We start from the raw sequence: 22,511 nt of genomic DNA, 5'->3' as shown, positions 1-22,511 counted from the left end.
GGCCCCGGATCTCTCCGGGGGGGGACGACCCGTCGAACTGTGACGTGTGCCGAGCCCGAGACGAAGGCATCTGGTTCAACGAACGCTGGCGACTGGCCCAGGTCAAGGGCGTTGGTGTGCCGCTAGTGCTCATGCTGTACTCCCGCGATCACTACGACATGGCGGATTTGTCCGACGAAATGGCCGCCGAACTCGGGGTGCTGACCACTCACATCGTCCGCCACGTGCAGGCACTACCGCATATCTCCCGAGCCCACGTCTACCGGATCGGTGACGGAGCTGCACACCTGCACATCTGGTTCTTCGCCCGACCCGAGGGGCAGGCCCAGCTGTACGGCTCGTGGCTGCCGGTCTGGGACGACCTTCTGCCTGAGTACCCGGCGGACGTAGCAAGCGCAGACGCGGCGGCCGTCGCCGACGCATTGGTCACCTCGTACGGAGGCCGTCACTCGGCCACCGACGAACAGACGCACGTCTGAGCCTTCACGGTGATCTCAATAGCCGGATCTACTGATCGCGGTGCTCGCCCACCAGCGAGACTGACGAAGCCCACGGTTCTGAACTGCTCAGGTTCCGTGGGCTTCTGTCGTTGTCGGTTCGGCGTCGGCTGTCCTCGGACGGCCCAGGGACGGCCCAGCCAACAAAGTCCCGAGCTAGGTTCTCGCCTCATCAGCGCCGGCCTATGGAACTCCGCAGTGCCTCGGACCAACTCACGAGGAGGTAGCGCAACTTCCACAACCAACCCCTGCGCCTTTTTGGCGCTGTGTCTGTGCACCGGATGGTATGTGTGAAGGCGTGGGAGATGGACGGACCCTGGGCGCCTGCTTTCGTCCGCCACCTCCGTGCAGACGGCAGTAGCCACTCCATCCGGCTGGGTTTCTGCACGCTTGCCCTCGTCGCGTCATACCAGCACAACGTCCCATAAGCGGAGTGTGCGAGCAGGGGTGCCAGTCGGGGGCTGGCTGCACGTGGGGCAGGACACGGCACGTTTGGTCATGAGGGCCGGCCCATGACGCCCATCGCGCTGAGCACGAGGCAAACCGTACCGAAGAGGAAGAAGCAACCCACGCCGATCATGACGCCACCGAGCCTGAAGACGCCGGCACTCTTGCCTTCCTGCGTCATCAGCGAGCCTGAGATCTTTTGCCCAAGGTCCAGGGGCGATGGCAGTCGCCCGTTCCGTCGGAGCATCAACCCGAAGCTGATGAACGCTACGCCACCGATCAGCGTCTGAACGCTCGTCTGGAGCTGGTAGTGCGGGTCGTAAGCGTGCGAAGCCGCGATGATCACCGAAGTCCCCCATAGTTGCCTAGCAGAGCCACTGCCCGGCGGAAACAAACACCCCATCTTGCGTGACGGCCAGCCCTCTGGGGAAACCCGTTTGGCTGAGGGCCTGTGCCCTGCGGCTCTACTGCCGATCTATGTGGCCCACCTGTCACTACGGCTGCATGACTGCACCTACTCCGCCGAGAACCGCGGCGATCCGGCGGTGTCTGCTGTCGTTGATGTCAGGCGTGGATGTCAGCTTGCCCCTCGATGCCTGTGGTCGGTCGTATTGCTCGTTCGGGTGCGTACCTCGTGCAGGTTCTAGCCCACATGTCCAGACTTGACCTGACGATTTGTCTCCTGGTGAAGGTGAAAGAACATGCCGACGTACGTCGCCTTGCTGAGCTGGACCGATCAAGGGGTCCGAAACTACAAGGACACCGCGAAGCGCGCCGAGACCTTCGGCTCAGCGGTACAGAACCTCGGGGCGAAGCTCCTGAGCATCTACTGGACCGTCGGTCCATACGACCTCGTGGCCATCGTCGAGGCGCCCGACGACGAAACTGCCGCTGCAGCACTCCTGCAGGTCGGTGGGGTGGGCAACGTCCGTTCCACGACTCTGCGGGCCTTCGATCGAGAGGAGATGGAGCGCATCATCGCCAAGGCGGCTGGCTGACGATCTCAGACCATGTCGCACAGTGGGCTCTGGGCAGCCATGGCGCGGTGACGTCCTTCCGGTACGCGCGCCAGCCCCCTCCCGGTATGGCAGCCACTACCTGGTCGGCTCGCTCCAAGTGGGAGAAGTCCGTGTAGTCCGTGACCGCCCGCCGGGTACCGCGCCGGGGATCGACGACGAGGGCCAAGGCTGGCGCCTCGTCCCAGGCGTCTACGTTGACGGTCCGACCGGACATCGTTTCCGTGCCGGTGAAGATCGCGAGCCAACCCGTCCCATTGAAGTAACGCATGTGGTCATCGTCTATGACGGCGGGCCGTGCTGGGCCGCCGAATGCCGATGCCATCAACGCTGCCGCCAGCGGCGCCGTGTGACCACCGTATTGGGAGCGAGGTTGGGCGATCAGGCATGTGACCTGCGAATTCCCTGTCTCGGCTGAGTCTGGCTGGGCACACCTCCGCGCCTCGATTCCCCGTGAGTCCCCGCCCGTTCTGGCACGAGAGTGGCACGGCGGCCCTGAGTGCGAGCCTCATCCTTATCAGGTCGATCACAGGGGTCTACCAACGTCGACCAACCGCCTCTGTGCCTCGGGTGATCGTTCAATGGGGTCCGGTTTCGACTGCTGCCGTTCGCGCTTGTTGGTGTCAGCCGCCGCAGGCGGCCCATTACTTGTCCGCTCGGTAGAGCTTGATGTTCTTGTTGGCGAAGAGGTGGACGTAACCGCATCGCCAGCAGATCAGGCCGGTGGCGTTCTCGTCGGCCCAGGCCAACTTCATGAACTCCATGCCGGTGCTGTTGAGCAGGACATCCCGCTCTCGGAACAGATCCCCTTGGCACACCTGGCAGTTGAGCCAGACATCGCCCAGTGCTGCACGTACCGGCTTCTTCGCCATCGCGTGAACGCCCCCGCCCTTGCCGTTCGTGGTCGAAGTGAACCTATGTCTCCGGCATGCGCATGACTACGGGCCTTGAGCAAGATCAGAGATTCTCCGCGATCGCAGCACAAGCGCTCGACAGCAACCCACCCCTCTCCCAGCTCCCATCCCGTCCGCCGTCGACCCACACACCGTGGAGCGGGAGTGGTTCATGGCGTCCAGGTGGAGCGCGCCACTGTACGAACGACCTGGACGCCATGGGCCGCGTCTGCTCGGCTTCGCCTGGGTCGGCGGTGGACGGGATGGGAGCTCCCCGCGCACGCCCCTACGGACCGGCAGTCGGGAACGGCGCCCCCTCCAGCCGTCTACAAGAGCTCTACGTACAAGGGTGCTCGGAAGACCACGTACACGGTCCGCTGGGTGGTCGCGGGGAAGCGATGGCGCGAGCCCTTCGACACCGTCGCGCTCGCCGAGGGCTTCCGCTCGGAACTCATCCGGGCGACGGGCAAGGGTGAGGCGTTCGTCATCGCCACCGGTCTGCCGGTGTCTCACCGCTCCAAGTCGGCCGCCATGAGCTGGTACAGGTTCGCCGTCGGGTACGTGGACGCCCGTTGGCCCCAACTCGGCGGCAACAGTCGCAAGAACATGGCCAAGACGCTGACCGCGACCACCATCGCGTTGCTGCGGGCCAAGCCAACCCAGTTCGCACCAGCGGCCGTACGCACCGCTCTGCGGGAATGGGCGTTCAACACCAACCGACGCCCGGACGCGCCCCGGGACGTGCTGGCCATCCTCCGTTGGGTCGAGCGGAACTGCCTGCCCGTCTCGGTCTGGGAGGACCCCGAGAAGGTCGACCAGGTCCTGCTTGCCATCGACACGAGCCTCGACGGCAAGCAGGCGGCGGCTTGGTCCAGGAAGCGCAACCGCCGCATCCTCAACGTCGCCATGAAGTACGCGATCCGTCGGCGCATCCTGAGGGTCAACCCCCTGCCCAAGGGCAAGGAGTCCACGGCCGTCACGAAGACCACGAACGCCGTCGACAAGCGGTCGCTGCTGAATCCCGAGCAGGCCGCGGCGATCCTCGACTGGATACGGCGCCGGCCGCGCGGTGGCAAGCGGCTCCACGCCTTCTTCGCCACCCTGTACTACTGCGGGCCCCGGCCGGAGGAAGCCGTGGCCATGCGCGTGGCGGACGTGACGCTGCCCGTGCCCGGCGCCGGCGACCAGTGGTGCGAGCTGCTGATCCACACGGCGACCCCGGAAGTCGGGAAGCAATGGACCGACAGGGGGAGATCCACGAGCGACGCGATCTGAAAGGACGTGCGGAGGGTGAGACGCGCACCGTTCCCGGGCATCCGGCCCTCACGCGCATCCTGCGCCGGCACATCGAGGACGAGCAGCTCCAGCCGGGTGATCTGCTCTTCCAAGGGGAGTTCGGCGGCATCCTCGCCGGCTCCGTCATCCGTCGGGCCTGGCGCAGTGCGCGTAAGGCGGTGCTGCCCCCGCACGTCTTCGAGTCGCCCACCGGACGGCGCGTCTATGACAACCGGAACACGCGCCTGACGAAGTGGCTCAACGACGGCATCCCGCCCGCCCAGGTGGCCGAGTGGGCCAAAAACAGCGTCGCGGTGCTCCTGGCGACCTACGCCCGCTGCGTCGACGGGCAGCTGCCTGACTTGAAGCGGCGGCTGGAAGCTGCGGGTGACCTCCCGGAGGAGGAGCCGGGCGCTGGCTGATCTCCCGCCGGTCGAGAACTTCGACACGTATTCGACACGGCCACCCGCGAAGACCCGGTGACAGCCGGACAGCCCCGGAGTCCGCCCTTGATCGTCGAGAGGGCGTCCGGGGCTTCGTCGTGTCGACTGACACCTGCCCTGACCAGCGAAAAGCCCTCCCGTTCGGGAGGGCGAGGGGTGGCGCCCCCGGCAGGACTCGAACCTGCGGCCAAGCGCTTAGAAGGCGCCTGCTCTATCCACTGAGCTACGGGGGCCCGGTGCGGGACAAGGATAAAGCTCCCCGTTCCTTGACCCGGTTGCTTCGCCTCCGTGGCTCGATGTGGAGGTTCGGTGAAGCGGTCCTGATAATCGCAGGCAGGTACGAATCGTGCACCGCTTTTGGCCTCCGACGCACCGGGTGTTGTGCACTCGTTATGCCTGGACTGTGCCTCCGTCCCAGTCATCCCTTACATCCGTTGTGTTCCATCGGCACGCTGAGATGTCCATATGCTTCAGAATTCCCCTAAACTTGGGCATTCTTCGCATGTGGTGACCTTGGACGTACGGCCTCAGCTGCTCGACACACTCTCCGCGCTGCGCGACCGTGTCGCGGCCGCACGCTTTCCGCTGCCCTTGGCCGGAGCCCCGCGCGCGCGTGCGAACCGCGACGAACTCCTGGCGCAGCTAGACGACTATCTGCTGCCCCGGCTACGGGAGCCCGAGGCGCCCCTGCTGGCGGTCGTCGGCGGGTCCACCGGGGCGGGCAAGTCCACCCTGGTGAACTCGCTGGTGGGCCGGCGGGTGAGCGAGGCGGGGGTGTTGCGGCCGACGACCCGCACACCAGTCCTCGTATGCCATCCGGAGGACCATCACTGGTTCAGCGGCACCCGCGTGCTCCCCGCCCTCACCCGTGTGTGGGTGCCGGACAGGGAAGCGGGGGACGATCTGCTGCCCTCCGGCGGCGGCCCGCCGCGCGTGCTGCGCATCGAGACCGCCGAGACCCTCCCGCGCGGCCTCGCCCTGCTCGACGCCCCCGACATCGACTCCCTGCTCGCCGACAACCGTGCCCTGGCCGCCCAGCTGATCTGCGCCGCCGACATCTGGGTCATGGTCACCACCGCCGCACGCTACGCGGACGCCGTCCCCTGGCACCTGCTGCGCACCGCCAAGGAGTACGACGCCGCCCTGGTGACCGTCCTGGACCGGGTGCCCCACCAGATCGTCTCGGAGGTCTCCCGCCAGTACGGCGCCCTGCTCAGCAAGGCCGGGCTCGGCGAGGTGCCCCGTTTCACCGTGCCCGAGCTGCCCGAGTCGGCCTGGGGCGCGGGTCTGCTGCCGGCCAGCGCCGTGGCCGCTCTGCGCACCTGGCTCGTGCACCACGCCCAGGACGCGGGGGCCCACCGCACCGTCATGGCCCGCACCGCCTACGGCCTGCTCGACTCGCTGAAGTCGCGTGTCCCCGAACTGGCCAGTGCCGCGGCCGCCCAGTACGCGGCCGCCCTCCGGCTCACCGCCGCCGTCGACGGCGCCTACGACACCGAGCACGCGCGCGTGCGCGGCCGTCTGCAGTCCGGGGCCGTGCTCGCCGGGGATGCGCTCAAACGCTGGCGCGCCTTCCCCCTCGACTGCACGGCGGGCGAACTGCTCGACGCCCTGGTCGAAAGCCTCGCCGCCCTGCTGCTGTGCGCCGTCACCGCCGCCGACGAGCGTGTCGACGACACCTGGCGGCGCGAACCCGCTGGCGAGGCCCCCGGGCTCACCGGCCGCGCCCCCTCCCTGGAGAGCGCCGAGCACCGCATCGGGCTCGCCGTACGGCGCTGGCGGCGCGAGCTGGAGGAGTACGCCGAGGAGGAGGTGCGGCACCTCGAACGCAGCACCGCGCCCGACTCCGAGGCCATCGCCGCCCTCGTCGCCACCGCCCTGCTGGGCGGCCGGCGGGCGCGCAACTCGGGCGAGGGCCTCGCCGAGCGGCTCGGCGCCCACGGCGCGCTCCGCCTGCGCGACCGCTCCGGACGCCTGCTGACCGATTACGTCGACCGCGTGATGCACACCGAACGCGAGCGGCGCCTCGCCCCCCTCGACGCCCTGGGCGTCGACGCCGGGCCCCAAGTCGACCTCATCGCCGCGCTGTCCGTACTGCAGAAGGAGAGGTGACCGGTGACCGCCGTCACTGACCACGACCACACGGACCACATGGATCAGCTCGATCGCTCGGATCACTTGAAGCGCATGGACCACATGGAGCAGGCAGAGGGTCACGGGGGAGTGGATTCCGGCGCCCGCGGCACCAGGGACGTGCCCGCGGGGCGGGGACCGTCACCGGACCAGGTCCCCCCGACCGGTACGGACGTCCCGGCAGTATCGGCCGCCTCGGCGGCTCCGGCTGCCCCGGCCGCCTCGCCTGCCCCGGCCGTCCCGGACAACGCGGGCACCGCCGTTCGGGCCGACGCCGGCGAAGGTGGCCCGCGGCCGGCCGAGGGCGGGCACGCGCGCGTACCGGAGGAGCGCCGGGACGGCGAACGGCAGGCCCGGGTCCCGGAGGCGAACCACGGCGACCAGGAACGGCACGCGCGCGTGAAGCCTTCGGAGGCGGAGACCGGCGGCGCCGGCGATGGCGGCGGTACGGGTGCCTCCGCCGGGCGTCACGGGGACGGCGTCACGGCCGACGACACCGGCGGCGACGGCACCGGTGGCACAGCCGCCAGTGGCACCAACGCCGGTGGCAGCAACATCGGCGGTGACAAGGACGGCGCCAGGTCCGGTTCCCGGGGAGGCTCCGGTCCCATCCCGGCTTCCGGCTCGGGTTCGGGTTCGGCACCAGGTTCCGGTTCCGGTTCCGGTACGGCGGCGGGTCCCGCGTCCGGTACGGCAACGGGGGCTCCGTCGCGTGAGGGCTTCAGCTCCGACCCGGACGCCGACCTCGACCCCGACTCCGAAGCCTGGGACGACGGCCTCATCGCGCGGCGCGTGACGGAGAGCAACGCCGCCGCCCTCGCCGCGGAACGCGCCGCCCTGCTCGACACCCCCGCCCGCGGCCCGAGCAGCCACAACCCCGTACCACTGGCCTACGACGGCCCCCTGCGCTCGCGCCTCGACGCCCTGCGGGAACTCGTCGGCCTCTCGCGGGCCCGCCTGGACAGCCGCACCCTCGCCGAGGCGGGCCGGGTGCTGGACGAGGCGGCCGCCCGCCGCAAGCTGTCCGGCCGGCACACCGTCGTCGCCATCGCGGGTGCCACAGGCAGCGGGAAGTCGCAGCTGTTCAACGCCCTGGCAGGGGTGGCGATCTCCGAGACCGGCGTACGGCGCCCGACCACCGCGTCGCCCATCGCGTGCAGTTGGAGCGACGGCGCCGCGGGGCTCATCGACCGGCTCGGCATCCCGGGGCGGTTGCGCCGCCGCCCGCTGCACAGTGCGGAGGGCGAGGGACAGTTGCGCGGGCTGGTCCTGGTCGACCTGCCCGACCACGACTCCGCGGCCGTGGAACACCGGGCGCAGGTCGACCGGATCCTGCGGCTGGTCGACGCGGTCATCTGGGTGGTGGACCCCGAGAAGTACGCCGACGCCATGCTCCACGAGCGCTACCTGCGGCCGATGGCCGGGCACGCCGAGGTCATGTTCGTCGTCCTGAACCAGATCGACCGGCTGCCCGGGGACGCCGCCGACCAGGTCCTGGACGACCTGCGCCGCCTGCTCGACGAGGACGGTGTGGCGCTCGGCGAGTTCGGTGAACCGGGCGCGACCGTGCTCGCGCTGTCCGCGCTCACCGGCGACGGGGTCGGCGATCTGCGCGACGCCCTCGGCGACTTCGTGACGGAGCGCGGCGCCGCGGCCCGCCGGGTGGCGGCCGACGTGGACTCCGCCGCTGACCAGTTGCGGCCCGTCTACGCCACCGGCCGGCGGGTCGGCCTCAGCGAGGAGGCGCGCGAGGAGTTCGCCGCCCGGCTCGCGGACGCCGTCGGCGCCACCGCGGCCGGCGAGGCCGCCGAACGCGCCTGGCTGCGCAACGCGAACCGGGCCTGCGGAACACCGTGGCTGCGGCTGTGGCGCTGGTACCACGGCCGCGGCGACTCCACCACGGGCCGCCTCCCGGTGCGCACCCAGGCCGACGAGGAGGCCACGGCCCGCCAGCGCGTCGAGCAGGCCGTCCGCACGGTCTCCGACCGCGCCTCGGCGGGCTTGCCGGCGCCGTGGGCGCAGGCGGTGCGGGAGGCGGCCGTACGCGGCTCCCAGGGGCTCTCCGAGGCGCTGGACGAGCTGGCGGCGCGGGCCGGACTGCCGCCGGGGCGGCCGCCGCGCCCGGGATGGTGGCCGGTGGCCGTGCTGGTCCAGGCGGCCATGACCCTGCTGCAGATCGTGGGCGGCGCGTGGCTGGCGGGTCAGATCGCCGGCGTCATGGCGCCCAACCTGGGCGTGCCGGTGCTGCTGATGGTGTGCGGCATCATCGGCGGGCCGCTCGTGGAATGGGGCTGCCGGATGGCCGCCAGAGGACCGGCGCGCCGGTACGGCCAGGACGCGGAACGGCGGCTGCGGGAGGCGGCCGGGAGCTGCGGCCGGGCCCGGGTGCTCGACCCGCTGGCGGCGGAGCTGCTGCGGTATCGGGAGGTGCGCGAACAGTACGGCCGGGTGGTGCGGACCGGGGCCGGGGTGGGCTGAGCCGGTTTCCCGGCCGGGACGCGCCACGCGTGGCCGGGTTGGGGGCTGAGCCAGCGCCCTTCGGGGACGCGGCTCACTCGCCCGGGTGACGGAGTTTTCCACAGGTGGGGACCGGTCCACAGCGCTCAGCGGGCCCGGCCCGACGGAGGCAGTCTGATGCCACGGCGATCACGCCGCAGGGCGGACGCCGCCGTACGGGACGGGCCCGTACGCGTGTCCACCGGCCGCAGGTGGCCGGACGAGGGAGGGGTTCACGATGAACGAGACCATGGTGTGCGTGGTGGGCAACGTGGCGACGCCGCCGGTGTACCGGGAGCTGGCGGCGGGACCGTCGACGAGGTTCCGGATGGCGGTGACCTCACGCTACTGGGACCGGGAGAAGAGCGCCTGGACGGACGGGCACACCAACTTCTTCACGGTGTGGGCCAACCGCCAGCTCGCCTCCAACGTGATGGGGTCGGTGGAGGTCGGGCACCCGGTCGTGGTCCAGGGCCGGCTGAAGGTGCGCTCGGAGCAGCGCGAGGGCCAGCAGAACCGGGTGTCGGCCGACATCGACGCGGTGGCCATCGGGCACGACCTGGCGCGGGGCACCACGGTGTTCCGGCGCGTCGCCAGGCCGGAGACGGCGTCGGCGACGGCGCCTGCGGTGCCCCGTGCGGAGCCGGACCGTCCGGAGCCGGACTGGGAGACACCGGTCTGCGACGCCCCGGACGGCGATGCGCCCCAACGAACGCCGGAGCCAGCGGCGGTGACGTGACGTGAGGTCGGTCAGGGACCGGCCTGTCACGGCTTGTCGGCCGCACCGGAGACGCTGTCTCCCGGGGCTGCAACGGCCGGACGCCTCCCGCGAACACCTCGACGGAATCGGTTGATTTGTCGATAAGCCCAGCTCACATCCCGTACTGGCGATAACGATTACGGATCGGAACGGTCATCGGACGATCCGACCGGCCGACTCGGCCCGGTGTGATTCATAAGATGCCGGGCGTGCCCCTTGGGGCTGCCGATTCTGCTGGTGGGACCTTCCCCCACGTCCAACGGGTCCTGCTCGAAGGGGAATTCTGTGCTTGCTGCGTTCTCTGGGTTTCCTCGGTCCGCCCGGGCGGCGGCCCGCCTCGGCGCCGTGACGCTCGTGTCCGGTCTGGTGGCCGCCGGGGTGCTGTCCGGCGCCGGTACGGCCGCGGCCGACGGGACGCCACAGCCCGAGGGCGGCGCGACGGCCACGATCGACGGACTGAAGACCTACGGCGAGGCCGTGATCCACGGCGACGGCGGCGACCAGCGGGTGGCCGCCGGGCTGTTCCAGATGTCCGTGGACGGCGGCGGCATGCTGCAGACGTACTGCGTCGACATACACAACCCGACCCAGCGCGACGCCCGCTACCAGGAGACGTCCTGGAGCGGAACCTCGCTCGGCACCAACAAGGACGCCGGCAAGATCCGCTGGATCCTGCAGAACTCCTACCCCCAGGTCAACGACCTCGCCGCGCTCGCCCGGCAGGCCGGCGCCGGCACGCTGACCGAGCAGGACGCGGCGGCCGGCACCCAGGTGGCCATCTGGCGCTACTCGGACGGCGCGAAGGTCGACGCGGTGGACCCGCGGGCCGAGAAGCTCGCCGACTACCTGGAGAAGAGCGCCCGCGGCATCGGGGAGCCCCAGGCATCGCTGACCCTGGACCCGCCCGCGGTCTCCGGCCGCCCCGGAGATCTCCTCGGCCCGGTGACCGTGCACACCAACGCGGGCAGCGTGACGGTGAGCCCGCCGGTCGACGCGGCCGCCGGCGGAGTCCGCATCATCGACAGAACCGGCAAGGTGATCACCTCGGCGAAGGACGGCGGCCAGCTGTTCTTCGACATCCCCGAGGACGCGGCGGACGGCTCGGTGGAGCTGACGGTGCAGGGCTCCACCACCGTGCCGGTGGGCCGGGCCTTCGCGTCCGAGAGCCGCAGCCAGACGCAGATACTGGCCGGCTCCAGCGAGTCCACGGTCTCCGCGACCGCGACCGCGACCTGGGCGGCCAAGGGTGCCGTACCGGCGGTGTCGGCCCGGAAGAACTGTGCCAAGGGCGGTGTGGACGTCACCGCGGCCAACAAGGGCGACCAGCCCTTCACCTTCCAGCTCATGGGTGCGGAGCACACCATCCCCGCCGGCGCGTCCCGCACGGTGACGGTCCCGCTCCAGGAGGACCAGCCGTACGACTTCACGGTCACCGGCCCGAACGGCTTCAGCCGGCAGTTCACCGGAGTCCTCGACTGCAAGACACAGGGCACGATCACCACCGAGAGCACCCAGACCCTCAGCGAGCCGTCCCCCGCTACGGTCGGCGGCGGCACCACCCCACCCGGCACCGACCTCGCCGCGACGGGCGGTTCGGCGGTCACCCCGACGATCGCCGGCGTGGCCATCGGCCTGGTCGTCATCGGAGGGGCGGTCCTGGTGATCCTCCGCCGCAAGGAGATCGAGCAGGGCGACTGACCGCACTGCACGGCACCACACGACCCTGACCCCGACGCCGGGCCGTCAACGCCGGGCCGAGGCCGACGCGGTCGCCCCGGCCGGCGGTGCCGGGGCCTGCGGATCAGTTGTCCTCCACCCGGTACCACTCGGTGCCGCCGAGCAGGTACTCGTAGACCGGACGGCCGGGACTGCCGCTGGTGCGGAACGGTCTGCCGTGGTCGTCGATCCGGATGGTTCCCTGACGGCCGCCGCTGGACCACTGCAACTCCACGTACCAGTGCACGTCGTGGGTCCGGGCGTGGGCGGTGATGTACAGCACCTCGGGGTCCGACTGGCTGACCTTGTACGGGACATCGCGCTGGCCGGCCTTGGGCACGATGACGGGATGACCGGCGTCGAGGTCGGTGTCGAACGACCTGGTCTCGACGCCCCCGCCGCAGCCCGACGACCCCAGGTAGGCGTTCCAGGCCGGGGGCGGGCTGGAGTCGACCACGCGGACGTGCAGGGACTCGATGACGACGGTGTCGTCCCCGGTTCCCTGGACGGTCAGCGCCACCCGCTGCGCGTCGGCGGCGACGGCACCCTGCGCCTTCACCCAGCCCGGGACGTCCTGACCCATCACCGGCGGCGAGACCCGGGCGGGAGGCCGGTCGACCAGGTACTTCCCCTCGCACTGCGGGTCGTCCCAGGCATAGGTGCGGGTGCTCACCGTGAGCGGGACGGCGGCACCGTCCTGACCGCCGTCGCCCGCGTCGGGCCGGTGCGCCGACGGCCCGGCGTCGGGCGTGGGCGAGGCTGAGGCCGGGGAGCGGCTCGGGCGTGCGGAGAGGGACGGGGACGCCGAGGGGCGGGGCGTGGAGGCGGCTGGTTCCGGCAGTCCCGAGGAGGTCACGGTGCCGGCCGGCCGGTCGTTCTCCGCCAGGTCCGTCCCCCCGCCCTTCAGGTCGAGCGTGAGCGCGGTGCACACGGCGACGACGACGGCGGTGCCCGCCGCGATGAGGGCCCACCGCCTGCGGGCGGTCCGGATGAACGCCGGCGTGCGACGGGCGAGGACGACGGTGTCCGCCGCCGGTTCGACGGCGGAGCCGGAAGGCTCGGTGCGCCCGCTCTTGGGGGCGGGGGGATCGCTCGGAGCGTCGGCGGCGGGGGGACTGGTCGGCCCGCCCGCGGCGGCGGGGGGATCGGCGGGCCTGCGCACGGTGGTGGCGGGTGCGGTCGCCGGCTCGGCCGGTGGCGCGAGCGGGGCGTCCGGCACGGCCTCCTGCTGGGGCCGGTCCGTGTGCGTGGGTGCCTGCGCGGAGCGAGGCTCCGGGCCGGAGCCGGACGGGGACGCTGTGGCCGGGGGCTCCGGGGCTCGGCCGACGGAGTCCTGCTTCGCGTCCGCGGCGGCCCGGCGAGCGCGTTCCCGTGCCGCGTCCGCCAGGACCCAGCGCCGGTGCAGCTCGACCATTTCGTCCGGGGTCGCCCTGCACACCCGGCCGAACCGGGAGACGGCCGCGAGGTCGGCCGGAACCCCTTCCCCCTTGCAGTACCGGTGCAGCGTCGAGGTGCTCATGTGCGACCGCTTCGCCAACGCCCCGTAACTCAGCCCGGATCGCTGCTTCAGCTCGCGCAGCAGCGCCGCGAACTCGGCGATCTCCTCAGCCGCCCCCACCAGTTCTCCATTCCGTTCGCCATCCCAGGAAGGTCGCGTTCACCCAGGTCAGAGCCGGTTCGCGCATCCCGGCGTCCCAAACCCCCCGATGGAATGGCCGATGGGACACCGCACGGCACAGGCTTGGGTCATCCAAGCACGGCGCCTCGCCGGGCGCGGTGATCGGCCCTGCTCAACTCCCTCTTGCCAGCCAGTGTTTCGGGCGCGCCCGGCGTGCGCCACACGGCACGACCGGGACAGGGCCGGCCGATCGGCACGGCTCACCACCGGAAGGCCATCTTCCGGCCATACAGAGAAAGCAGTTCCTCCATGCGCATCGCCACTCGTTCCGTCTCCCGCGCGGCCGCCTCGTCCGTGGTCGCCGCCCTCGCGTTCGTCGGTGTCCAGGCCGCCGCACAGACGGCCTCCGCCGCGACGAAGGAGGCCTCGGTCGTCACCTGCACCGCGGCGAACACCAAGGTGACCGTCACCGAGGTGTCCCGCCCGATCAACCACCTGCTGCTCAAGGCGACGAACACCGGCACCAAGCCCTGCTACGCCTACAGCGCCCCCTTCCTGCGGGCCGGCGCCGATGCCCAGGCACCGCTGGCGTGGGCCGACGAGACCACCCCGCAGGCCGTGGTGACGCTCGAGCCCGGGCAGTCCGCCTACGCGGGCATCCTGACGTCCTCCCCCGAGGGTGAGGGTGGTGCCAAGGAGAAGACCCTGGGCGTGATCTTCGCCAACCGGAGCGGCGGCGCGACCGCCAAGGAGAAGACCCTGAACCTGCCCCACGGCGGTGTCTTCTTCAACAGCGCCGCCACCGTCACCTACTGGCAGGACAACGCACAGGACGCCCTGGCCTGGTAATCACCCGGCGCCCCACGTCACAGCCGCCGCCCGCCCGCACCCGGCGTCCCACCTCCACCGGTGGGCGCCACCCCGGGCGGCGGCAAGCGGCACGTTGGCGACGAAGACGAAGTGCTGTTCGACCCCTGCTGGCTACACTTCACCGACATCGAGTTGGCCCATGGCCCCGGCACGGTAGCGAGGAACTGACATGCGTCGCGCTCTTCTCGCACCGTTGCTGGCGGTATCCGTGACCGGGTGCTCGCTGTCCGGCCAGGACACTCCGTGCACCAAAATCGGCGCGACCTCACAGGTCTCGATCATGTGGCGACCCGCCGACTTCGGCGGCCGGGACGCGGCGAGGATTCGGCTGTGCGTGGACGGAACCTGTAAAGAGCGGTCATCGGGCGGCCCCGACGACCCGTTCGCCTCGCTGTCGGTCCAACTCCCCGAGGACATCGGTGCGTCCACCGTGCCGGTACGGCTCATCGTGACCTCGACGAAGAGCGGTGACACGGTCGTCGAAGACAGCACCCGGGCCAGGCTGAAGGAGCAGCACCCCAACGGCACGGCCTGCCCGCCCACCGCATGGACGGCAACGCTCCGCGCCCACCCGGACAAGGGCCTGATCTCACCCAAGGGCATGAAACTTCAATGAGCCCCTGCTCCCGCCCGTGGGGACACGCATCACCGGAGAGGTCGGACAACGAGTGATCGGTCCGGGGGTGTAGTCCGTCAGCGACCGGCAGTGACAGGGGAGACCGAAGTGCGCACGGCGACGGGCTGTTCTAGCGTCGTAGGGGGGAGGGGAGATGCTGCCGGGCCTGGGGTCGCCGGGGGCGGGTCTCCGCGCGCGCACTGCCACGGCCGTTGCTCGGCGCCTTGAACTGCGAGTCGAGTCCCGACCAATCCCGGAGAGCAGGTGGCTCCCATGTGCACGTCGTCTCGCGCAGCCGGTCTCCTCACCGGTCTGGCCCTCGCACTCGGCGTGGTCCTCGCCGCCCCCGCCGCCCGTGCGGACATCCCGGCTTGCACGAACCTGGTCCAGGGAGCGGGCGTCGAAGTCTCGGATGCCGTCAGCGCGGCGTGCACCCAAGGTGTGCACAATGACCTGCAAGGCTGTGTGAACGGCCTGACCGCGGCCGGCGTGCCGGGCGGCGCCGCGAACGGTGCCTGCCGGCTGGCGGCCAACCCACCACGGTGAGGTGATGAGCGCACGCTCGTGGTGACGGGTCGTGCGAGGATGCCCGAGGCCGAGCGACCCAGGCAGAGCCGAGCAGACGCGGCCCATGGCGTCCAGGTCGTCCGGACCGTGGCGCGCTCCACCTGGACGCCATGAACCACGCCCGCTTCACGGTGTGTGGGTCGACGGCGGACGAGATGGGAGCTGGGGTGGGTGGTGCAATGGTCAACCACCTAGGCCGTTTCTCTCGCCCGGTGGGCCCGCATCGAGCCAGATCGTCGCCGACGAGGAGCTCATGGCCCGGCATCGCCTGGAGCTGCCGTTCGCCTTCGTGCTGGTCCGACCGGCTGGATGTGCCGGTGGTTCGTGCCGGGGTGCTCCGCGGCGCGGCCGAGCCGAGGTTATGAAGGGTATCGAACGGAATCGGATGGAAGTTCGCCATCCGTTCATTCCCGGACATCAACCTCAGGAGTCGCATGATGCGCCCCATCAGAGCGGCCTGCCTCGGCACGGCCACGCTGGTCACCCTCCTCGCCTGCACCCCCGTCGCGGCCGCCGCGACGGACACCGGTTCCGCCCAGGCCAGGGACAAGGCACGGATCATCACACTCCTGGCCGAGGTGCAGCAGCTGACCCGCTTCCCCGTCGCCCCCGGCAGCGTCTCGCAGGGCGATCAAGTCGTCGTCCGCTCGGACCTCTTCGACAAGGCGCACAACAAGGTCGGCGAGACCCACGGCACCTGCACCACCACCCGGGGCGGCGCCGATGAAGCGGAGCAGTGCGTCGTGACCTACACCCTCCCGGGCGGCCAGCTCACCGTGCAGGGAATGTACTTCAACTACCTCGACCAGGGACCCTTCGACAACGCGATCACTGGCGGCACCGGGGAGTACAAGAAGGCTCGCGGCTGGGTCCACTCCGACACGATCGCCACAACCCCCAAGGTCGTGAGGCGCTTCACGATCCACCTCGTCTGACGGACCCGGACGTCCACATAACCCCGGAATCCGGCCTTCTCCCCTCGCGTCGCGCGCACCATCGGAGACCTGATGTAGGTGTGTTCCCCGCGTGCCCCGCCGAATGAGACAGCCCCCTGTCAAGACCGCCTGCGGCGGCTGACACCAGCGGCTGACATCAACAAGCACGAACGGCAGCGGTCGAGACCGGACCCCACCGAACGATCGGCCAAGGCACAGGGGCGGGTGGTCAACGTCGGCAGTCCCCTGCGATCGACCTGATAAGGATGAGGCCACAGGTTCAAATCCTGTTAGCCCCACCAGCGAAAAGACCCCCGGTCCACTAGGGCCGGGGGTCTTTTGACACCATGAGGGCTTCACCAGCCGACTCCTGGTTACCGACCAGCCCTCTGCCTGAACCGCACTGCTTCCTGACCGATCAGCCCGAGAGCTGTTACAGGTTTCTCTACCTCATCCAGCCCTCTGCCTGAACCGCACTGCTTCCTGACCGATCAGCCCGAGAGCTGTTACAGGTTTCTCTACCTCATCAAGTGCCCGCGCAAGCGCGGGCTGGTCCCTGGGGCCCGACCCCTCTGCGCCTTCGGCGCCGGGGCCGGGACCCTGGGGCCGCAGCGAGCTACGGCCCATAAGTAGAGACCTGGACACAAAGTCGTTCGGTCAGAACGTGCCTCCGGCGGGGGCGCTCAGGCTCCGAGATGGCGGGGGCGCCGTTCGCGGGTGCCGGCCGAGTGTGGCGTGCGTGGGGGTCTCCCATCCCGTCTGCCGTCGACCCAGGCAGAGCCGAGCAGTCGCGGCCCAGGGCGTCAAGGTCGTTCGTCCAGCAGGGCGCTCCACCATGACGCCCTGAACCACGCCCGTTCCACGATGTGTGGGTCGACGGCAGACGGGATGGGAGCTGGGGTGGATAGTCGGCGGAGGCCGGGAGGTCGGTGACCTGTAGCAGCTTCAGCCCAGGCCCTCCACCGAACTCGATCTGCATACTGCGGGCTACATTTGCCAGATGGACATCAAGGAGCCAGTGAGCTGCGCGTTCTGTATGGAAACCACAGATGTCGGCCTCTCCGGCGATGGCGTCACATTGGAGATCACGCGGGCGGGACAACAGAGCACGCAGTTCGTCTGGGCCCACCTGAGCTGCCTGGATGAGCGACTTCACAAGCAAATCACCCGAGGCCCATGGCTTGACGACTAGAAGCGTGCCTCTTCAGTTGACATCAGCGACTGACACCAACAGTGGCGGACGGGTGCGAATCGGAGCGGAATCCAGCGGGCGCCCAAACACCGCAGGACAGCCAGCCACCAAGGCCAAGAGACCACTGTGATCGACCTGATAAGGATGAGGGCAGCTGCAACCTCTACTCAGTCCAGGGTGTCGTCCTCAGAGGCGGCACCCTGTGGCTTGGCTGGGCCACCAAGGCTCTGCCGACTACGTGGGGCGCGCGGCGGGGGCGGTGTCGATCAGGTCGCTGGTGACCGGTCCTGATCGAGTACAGGGCAGGGGACCCGGTGAGACTGGGGCGGCATAAGACGCAGCAGCAGGCCCGCGCGGGCAGGGACGTTATGCAGATCGCAAACGCCGACGTGACTGTTCAGGTGCCACCGGCACGGGAGCCGGAGGTGTCCTGGCCGGTGTGGGTGGGCAACGTCCCCGAGCTCGCGGCGGCGTTCCAACCGCGCACGGCGGCCCGGACGGCCCTTCGCCTGGCCCGCAACGAGGAAGGCGCGGCCGATCTGGTGCTGTCATCCAGCTCATAGCTCTCATGGATCCACTCGGCCACCCCGTAGGCCCTGAAACTGCACGAGCGAGTGCTGGCTAACCGCGAACGTGCGCTCGGCGTGGATCACACAGGCACTTTCACCTCCCGCAGTGTCATCAATGCTGTACAGCAACCGAGTACAGCAACCACGACGGCCGTTCCCGACCCGGGCACCTCCCGGAAGACGACGAAAAGCTGTCATGGCCGACTACGACCGATCCGCATAGAGCTACGGATCAGAAGGGTGCAGGTTCGAATGCTGCCGGGTGCACAACGGTTCAGAGGCCCTGTGGAGTGATCCACACGGCCTCTGGCTCTTGCCTTGACGGCAGTATGTGACGGCAACCGTCTCAGGGGGCGGCCGCGGGGCCGATCAGCGGTGTCAGGTGGATCATGGGACTTACCTGGGCGGAGCTGAGTACTTCTACTCATGCGCCCGCCTCGCCCGCACGAGCAAGGTGGCGGGTATGAACCTACCCGTCGCCCCGCCGGCCTTCGACGCGACCACCGGCCCGGGACAGCGTCGCCGTGCCGACCGGGGCGCCGACATCGGAGCCGGGTGCGGTCTGGTGTTCCTGGAGCTGATCGCCTTGGCGGTGATCTTTGGGCTCTGGTTGCTGTCCGGCTTCAACCTCGACCCGGGCAAGACCGTCAGGACCGACTCGTTGTGGAACTACCTGGCCGCCGCTGGCGGGGTCGGAGTCCTCGCCATCGTGGCGGCCACGATCGCCGCGCGGGCCGGGGCCGCCGTAACGGTTGTCATCCAGGCCATCACGGCCGCTCTGCTCTGCGTCATCGTCTTCGGTGGGGCTGCGGCGCAGTCTCGCCAGGATCGGTTGTGCCATGACATACCACCAGCCGCGGGCTGCAAGGGCAGCAGCTAGACGGGCCTGAGCCAGGGCGCCGAGAGCTGAGCGCCACGGGCCCCGGCTCAGGTCGGGGCCCAACCTCCCATCGACCGCGTCAGTCGAGACCAGGCCACCACGGGAAGAGAGGCACGCGTGCCCCTTGCGTGCCCGACCGGACGGGAACCGGCAGGGAACAGCGGGGAACGTCAGTCCCCGCCCTCTTCGAACCGTCACGGGCGTCGTCCACTGGCTCGACCCGCGCGACCATCAGGTGAGGGTCCGGCTCGATGAGTGGCAGGCGGGTGACGAGTGATCGTTCCTGGGCCGTCTCTGGGCCGTGCGAGGGTGGCCGAGGCCGACCAACGGCGACCGGCAGTGACAGGCGAGCCACCGCTGCCGTCAGCGAAACCCCAGGTCAGAGGCGCCCGGGCTGACGCGTTTCCGCACAGGGGTGGCGGTACGGCAAGATGGGGTGTATCTGCCCACTGCCAGATTTCAAGCTGCCGGACGGTTTCTCTTGGCTGAGTTCATTTACACCATGCGCAAGGCGCGCAAAGCGCACGGCGACAAGGTGATCCTCGACGACGTCACCCTGAGCTTCCTGCCGGGAGCGAAGATCGGTGTCGTCGGCCCGAACGGTGCCGGTAAGTCGACCGTGCTGAAGATCATGGCAGGGCTGGAGCAGCCCTCCAACGGTGACGCCTTCCTGTCGCCGGGCTACAGCGTCGGCATCCTGCTGCAGGAGCCGCCCCTGAACGAGGCGAAGACCGTCCTGGAGAACGTCCAGGAGGGCGTCGCCGAGGTCAAGGGCAAGCTCGACCGGTTCAACGAGATCGCCGAACTGATGGCGACCGACTACTCCGACGCGCTGCTCGACGAGATGGGCAAGCTCCAGGAGGAGCTGGACCACGCCAACGCCTGGGACCTCGACGCCCAGCTGGAGCAGGCCATGGACGCCCTGGGCTGCCCGCCCGGCGACTGGCCGGTCACCAACCTCTCCGGTGGTGAGAAGCGCCGCGTCGCGCTCTGCAAGCTGCTGCTGGAGCAGCCCGACCTGCTGCTCCTCGACGAGCCCACCAACCACCTCGACGCCGAGTCCGTGAACTGGCTGGAGCAGCACCTGGCCAAGTACCCGGGCACCGTCGTGGCGATCACCCACGACCGGTACTTCCTGGACAACGTCGCCGAGTGGATCCTCGAGCTGGACCGCGGCCGCGCCTACCCGTACGAGGGCAACTACTCCACCTACCTGGAGACCAAGGCCACGCGTCTCAAGGTCGAGGGCCAGAAGGACGCCAAGCGGCAGAAGCGGCTCAAGGAAGAGCTGGAGTGGGTCCGCTCCAACGCCAAGGGCCGGCAGGCCAAGTCCAAGGCCCGTCTCGCTCGCTACGAGGAGATGGCCGCCGAGGCCGACAAGATGCGGAAGCTGGACTTCGAGGAGATCCAGATCCCGCCGGGCCCGCGCCTGGGCAACATCGTGGTCGAGGTCGACAAGCTCAACAAGGCCTTCGGTGAGAAGGTCCTCGTGGACGGCCTCAGCTTCACGCTGCCGCGCAACGGCATCGTGGGCGTCATCGGCCCGAACGGCGCCGGCAAGACCACGCTGTTCAAGATGATCCAGGGTCTGGAGACCCCGGACTCCGGTGACATCAAGGTCGGCGACACCGTCAAGATCTCCTACGTCGACCAGAGCCGCGAGAACCTCGACCCGAAGAAGACGCTGTGGGAGGTCGTGTCCGACGGGCTCGACTACATCAACGTCGGCCAGGTCGAGATGCCGAGCCGGGCGTACGTGTCCGCCTTCGGCTTCAAGGGCCCGGACCAGCAGAAGCCGACCGGTGTCCTGTCCGGTGGTGAGCGCAACCGCCTCAACCTGGCGCTGACCCTCAAGCAGGGCGGCAACCTGCTGCTCCTCGACGAGCCCACCAACGACCTCGACGTCGAGACGCTCTCCAGCCTGGAGAACGCGCTGCTGGACTTCCCCGGCTGCGCCGTGGTCGTCTCCCACGACCGCTGGTTCCTGGACCGGGTCGCCACGCACATCCTCGCCTACGAGGGTGAGTCGCGCTGGTTCTGGTTCGAGGGCAACTTCGAGTCGTACGAGAAGAACAAGGTCGAGCGCCTCGGCGCGGACGCCGCGCGCCCGCACCGTGCCACCTACAAGAAGCTGACCCGGGGCTGATCGATCTTGCGGCACCTCTACCGCTGCCCGCTGCGCTGGGCGGACATGGACGCGTACGGCCACGTCAACAACGTGGTGTTCCTCCGCTATCTGGAGGAGGCCCGTATCGACTTCCTGTTCCGCCCGGACAAGGATTTCCAGCAGGGGTCCGTGGTGGCGCGCCATGAGATCGACTACAAGCGGCAGCTCGTCCACCGGCACCACCCGGTGGACATCGAGCTGTGGATCACCCAGATCCGGGCCGCGTCCTTCACCATCGGCTACGAGGTGAAGGACGAGGACGTCGTGTACGTGCGGGCGTCCACCGTGGTCGTGCCGTTCGACTTCGAGGCCCAGCGGCCGCGCCGGATCACCGAGGAGGAGCGCGAGTTCCTCCTCGGGTACACGGACGACGCCGCCGAGGAGGCCGTCGCCGCATGACGGTGCTCCACCTCGCCGACGAGACGGAGGCGGCGGACATCGCCGCCTTCCTCTCCCGGCTGCTCCACTACGACCGTGGAGCCGCGGTGCGTCTGCAGGCCGCCGGCACCGCGCTCGCCGTGTTCGGACGGCCGCCGTCCTTCGAGGTGCTGGCGGTTCGCGCGGTGCGGCTCGCGAAGCCGTACGAGAACGGGCTCGACGCCACCCTCGACGTCACCGTCTCCGCCGGTGAGTTCCTGGAGTCCCTGGACGAGCGGGCGGCCACGGCCGCCGTGCCGGCGGCGGTCACCGGGCCGCCGTGGGCCGGTGTGCTGCCGCCGCGGGGCGGCTGGCGGCCCGAGCCGGGACTGCCGGCGCCGGACGTGCTGCGGGCGAAGGTCGCCGAGGCCGTCGCCGAGTTCCGCTCCCGCACCGAGGAGCTGGCGCCGGAGCTGCGTACCCGGGCGGAGCTGGACCGGATCGGACGGGACATCTGGTCCCGCGAGATAGAGCGCACCCCGCTCCCGGTACGGGTCGTGCACGCGGCCCAGTCCCTCGGCTTCCTGCGGCCCGGCGCCGGGGCGGCCGACACCTCGCTGTTCTCCTCCGGGGCGTGGCTCAGACTGCGGACACCGTACGGCTCCGTCGCCGTACGACGCGCCGGCCTCGGCACTCTCGGCGTCAGCGTCCGCTAGCCGACCGGCCGCCAACTGCACCGACCGGCCCGGTCCCGAAGGCACCTGTCGGCCGCGCCGCTTCCCACGCCCGCCGGTCGGGCTGCTTTCCAGGCCAGCCGGTCGGGCTGCTTTTCGCGCTCGTGGTCGGGCTGCTTGCCACGCCCGTCGGCAGGCCGCGCCGCTTTCCACGCCCGCCGGTCGGTCTGGTTTCCAGGCCAGCCGGTCGGGCTGCTTTTCGCGCTCGTGGTCGGGCTGCTTGCCACGCCGGTCGGCAGGCCGCGCCGCTTTCCACGCCCGCCGGTCGGTCTGGTTTCCAGGCCAGCCGGTCGGGCTGCTTTTCGCGCTCGTGGTCGGGCTGCTTGCCAC

At 70.0% G+C, this 22,511-nt stretch carries 21 protein-coding genes and 1 tRNA gene; 18 read left to right on the top strand and 4 right to left on the bottom strand.

What is annotated here, in order from left to right:
• Positions 1-131: 131 nt before the first annotated feature.
• Positions 132-479: a hypothetical protein gene (locus PV343_RS14650; protein ID WP_319147335.1), complete on the top strand. Its 348-nt coding sequence runs from the start codon at positions 132-134 to the stop codon at positions 477-479.
• Positions 480-993: 514 nt separating this feature from the next.
• Here PV343_RS14650 and PV343_RS14645 read toward each other — a convergent pair.
• Positions 994-1,290 carry a hypothetical protein gene (locus PV343_RS14645; RefSeq protein WP_319147334.1) on the bottom strand — a complete coding sequence of 99 codons (297 nt, stop codon included), beginning with the start codon at positions 1,288-1,290 and terminating at the stop codon, positions 994-996.
• 355 nt (positions 1,291-1,645) lie between these two features.
• On the opposite strand from PV343_RS14645, the gene PV343_RS14640 reads away from it, so the two are divergent.
• Entirely contained in the window at positions 1,646-1,942 is a 297-nt protein-coding gene (locus tag PV343_RS14640) for a GYD domain-containing protein (protein ID WP_319147333.1), read from the top strand.
• Here PV343_RS14640 and PV343_RS14635 read toward each other — a convergent pair.
• Positions 1,920-2,231, bottom strand: a complete 312-nt coding sequence (locus PV343_RS14635; protein ID WP_319147332.1) for a hypothetical protein — start codon at positions 2,229-2,231, stop codon at positions 1,920-1,922. The genes PV343_RS14640 and PV343_RS14635 overlap by 23 nt on opposite strands.
• 1,003 nt (positions 2,232-3,234) lie before the next feature.
• On the opposite strand from PV343_RS14635, the gene PV343_RS14630 reads away from it, so the two are divergent.
• Both PV343_RS14630 and PV343_RS14625 read left to right on the top strand, forming a co-directional pair.
• The gene (locus PV343_RS14630) at positions 3,235-4,128 is read left to right on the top strand and encodes a hypothetical protein (RefSeq protein WP_319147331.1); all 894 of its coding nucleotides are present in this window, start codon (positions 3,235-3,237) and stop codon (positions 4,126-4,128) included.
• Positions 4,089-4,550 (top strand): hypothetical protein, encoded by a 462-nt coding sequence (locus PV343_RS14625; protein WP_319147330.1) that lies wholly within the window; start codon positions 4,089-4,091, stop codon positions 4,548-4,550. The genes PV343_RS14630 and PV343_RS14625 overlap by 40 nt, the downstream gene beginning before the upstream one ends.
• 178 nt (positions 4,551-4,728) lie before the next feature.
• On the opposite strand, the gene PV343_RS14620 is transcribed toward PV343_RS14625, so the two are convergent.
• Positions 4,729-4,804 (bottom strand) — tRNA-Arg (locus PV343_RS14620).
• Positions 4,805-5,075: 271 nt separating this feature from the next.
• Here PV343_RS14620 and PV343_RS14615 point away from each other — a divergent pair.
• The 4 genes from PV343_RS14615 (at position 5,076) to PV343_RS14600 (ending at position 11,658) form a co-directional block, all read left to right on the top strand.
• Positions 5,076-6,683: a dynamin family protein gene (locus PV343_RS14615; protein ID WP_319147329.1), complete on the top strand. Its 1,608-nt coding sequence runs from the start codon at positions 5,076-5,078 to the stop codon at positions 6,681-6,683.
• A 576-nt stretch (positions 6,684-7,259) separates the two neighbouring features.
• The gene (locus tag PV343_RS14610) at positions 7,260-9,182 is read left to right on the top strand and encodes a GTPase (RefSeq protein ID WP_415923493.1); all 1,923 of its coding nucleotides are present in this window, start codon (positions 7,260-7,262) and stop codon (positions 9,180-9,182) included.
• A 256-nt stretch (positions 9,183-9,438) separates the two neighbouring features.
• Positions 9,439-9,939 (top strand): single-stranded DNA-binding protein, encoded by a 501-nt coding sequence (locus PV343_RS14605; RefSeq protein WP_319147327.1) that lies wholly within the window; start codon positions 9,439-9,441, stop codon positions 9,937-9,939.
• Between the two features lie 306 nt (positions 9,940-10,245).
• On the top strand, positions 10,246-11,658 hold the full coding sequence (locus PV343_RS14600; protein WP_388235867.1) for a Cys-Gln thioester bond-forming surface protein: 1,413 nt from the start codon (positions 10,246-10,248) through the stop codon (positions 11,656-11,658).
• Positions 11,659-11,761: 103 nt separating this feature from the next.
• Here the strand turns inward: PV343_RS14600 and PV343_RS14595 are convergent, their stop codons facing one another.
• Complete coding sequence (locus PV343_RS14595; protein ID WP_319147325.1) at positions 11,762-13,294, bottom strand: transcriptional regulator; 1,533 nt, start codon at positions 13,292-13,294, stop codon at positions 11,762-11,764.
• Between the two features lie 309 nt (positions 13,295-13,603).
• Here PV343_RS14595 and PV343_RS14590 point away from each other — a divergent pair, with 309 nt between their 5' ends.
• The 10 genes from PV343_RS14590 to PV343_RS14545 all read left to right on the top strand — a co-directional run bounded on the left by PV343_RS14590 (position 13,604) and on the right by PV343_RS14545 (position 22,163).
• Entirely contained in the window at positions 13,604-14,143 is a 540-nt protein-coding gene (locus tag PV343_RS14590) for a DUF4232 domain-containing protein (protein WP_319147324.1), read from the top strand.
• A gap of 190 nt (positions 14,144-14,333) precedes the next feature.
• Positions 14,334-14,780 carry a hypothetical protein gene (locus tag PV343_RS14585; protein WP_319147323.1) on the top strand — a complete coding sequence of 149 codons (447 nt, stop codon included), beginning with the start codon at positions 14,334-14,336 and terminating at the stop codon, positions 14,778-14,780.
• Between the two features lie 273 nt (positions 14,781-15,053).
• Positions 15,054-15,326 (top strand): hypothetical protein, encoded by a 273-nt coding sequence (locus PV343_RS14580; protein WP_319147322.1) that lies wholly within the window; start codon positions 15,054-15,056, stop codon positions 15,324-15,326.
• A gap of 458 nt (positions 15,327-15,784) precedes the next feature.
• Positions 15,785-16,282, top strand: a complete 498-nt coding sequence (locus PV343_RS14575) for an allene oxide cyclase barrel-like domain-containing protein (protein ID WP_319147321.1) — start codon at positions 15,785-15,787, stop codon at positions 16,280-16,282.
• 1,000 nt (positions 16,283-17,282) lie between these two features.
• The gene (locus PV343_RS14570; RefSeq protein ID WP_133924463.1) at positions 17,283-17,474 is read left to right on the top strand and encodes a hypothetical protein; all 192 of its coding nucleotides are present in this window, start codon (positions 17,283-17,285) and stop codon (positions 17,472-17,474) included.
• Positions 17,475-17,842: 368 nt separating this feature from the next.
• On the top strand, positions 17,843-18,037 hold the full coding sequence (locus PV343_RS14565) for a hypothetical protein (protein WP_319147320.1): 195 nt from the start codon (positions 17,843-17,845) through the stop codon (positions 18,035-18,037).
• Positions 18,038-18,506: 469 nt separating this feature from the next.
• Positions 18,507-18,923 (top strand): DUF6234 family protein, encoded by a 417-nt coding sequence (locus PV343_RS14560; RefSeq protein ID WP_319147319.1) that lies wholly within the window; start codon positions 18,507-18,509, stop codon positions 18,921-18,923.
• A 481-nt stretch (positions 18,924-19,404) separates the two neighbouring features.
• The gene (gene ettA / locus PV343_RS14555; RefSeq protein ID WP_319147318.1) at positions 19,405-21,069 is read left to right on the top strand and encodes an energy-dependent translational throttle protein EttA; all 1,665 of its coding nucleotides are present in this window, start codon (positions 19,405-19,407) and stop codon (positions 21,067-21,069) included.
• 6 nt (positions 21,070-21,075) lie between these two features.
• Positions 21,076-21,489 (top strand): acyl-CoA thioesterase, encoded by a 414-nt coding sequence (locus PV343_RS14550; protein WP_319147317.1) that lies wholly within the window; start codon positions 21,076-21,078, stop codon positions 21,487-21,489.
• A complete protein-coding gene (locus PV343_RS14545) occupies positions 21,486-22,163 on the top strand; it encodes a hypothetical protein (protein WP_319147316.1) in 678 nt (225 codons plus the stop codon). Before PV343_RS14550 ends, PV343_RS14545 begins: the two co-directional genes overlap by 4 nt.
• The last annotated feature ends 348 nt before the right edge of the window (positions 22,164-22,511 follow it).

Source organism: Streptomyces sp. WI03-4A, from assembly GCF_033792105.1.
Classification (GTDB): domain Bacteria; phylum Actinomycetota; class Actinomycetes; order Streptomycetales; family Streptomycetaceae; genus Streptomyces; species Streptomyces collinus_A.
This window is presented reverse-complemented; position numbering and strand designations above follow the sequence as displayed.

What these genes read in the sequence shown, in the direction of transcription:
- PV343_RS14650 (WP_319147335.1), top strand. Translation starts at nt 132, where the DNA reads ATGCTGTACTCCCGCGATCACTACGACATGGCGGATTTGTCCGACGAA.
- PV343_RS14640 (WP_319147333.1), top strand. Translation starts at nt 1,646, where the DNA reads ATGCCGACGTACGTCGCCTTGCTGAGCTGGACCGATCAAGGGGTCCGA.
- PV343_RS14635 (WP_319147332.1), bottom strand. Translation starts at nt 2,231, where the DNA reads ATGCGTTACTTCAATGGGACGGGTTGGCTCGCGATCTTCACCGGCACG.
- PV343_RS14625 (WP_319147330.1), top strand. Translation starts at nt 4,089, where the DNA reads ATGGACCGACAGGGGGAGATCCACGAGCGACGCGATCTGAAAGGACGT.
- PV343_RS14605 (WP_319147327.1), top strand. Translation starts at nt 9,439, where the DNA reads ATGAACGAGACCATGGTGTGCGTGGTGGGCAACGTGGCGACGCCGCCG.
- PV343_RS14590 (WP_319147324.1), top strand. Translation starts at nt 13,604, where the DNA reads ATGCGCATCGCCACTCGTTCCGTCTCCCGCGCGGCCGCCTCGTCCGTG.
- PV343_RS14585 (WP_319147323.1), top strand. Translation starts at nt 14,334, where the DNA reads ATGCGTCGCGCTCTTCTCGCACCGTTGCTGGCGGTATCCGTGACCGGG.
- PV343_RS14580 (WP_319147322.1), top strand. Translation starts at nt 15,054, where the DNA reads ATGTGCACGTCGTCTCGCGCAGCCGGTCTCCTCACCGGTCTGGCCCTC.
- PV343_RS14575 (WP_319147321.1), top strand. Translation starts at nt 15,785, where the DNA reads ATGCGCCCCATCAGAGCGGCCTGCCTCGGCACGGCCACGCTGGTCACC.
- PV343_RS14570 (WP_133924463.1), top strand. Translation starts at nt 17,283, where the DNA reads ATGGACATCAAGGAGCCAGTGAGCTGCGCGTTCTGTATGGAAACCACA.
- PV343_RS14565 (WP_319147320.1), top strand. Translation starts at nt 17,843, where the DNA reads ATGCAGATCGCAAACGCCGACGTGACTGTTCAGGTGCCACCGGCACGG.
- PV343_RS14560 (WP_319147319.1), top strand. Translation starts at nt 18,507, where the DNA reads ATGAACCTACCCGTCGCCCCGCCGGCCTTCGACGCGACCACCGGCCCG.
- PV343_RS14545 (WP_319147316.1), top strand. Translation starts at nt 21,486, where the DNA reads ATGACGGTGCTCCACCTCGCCGACGAGACGGAGGCGGCGGACATCGCC.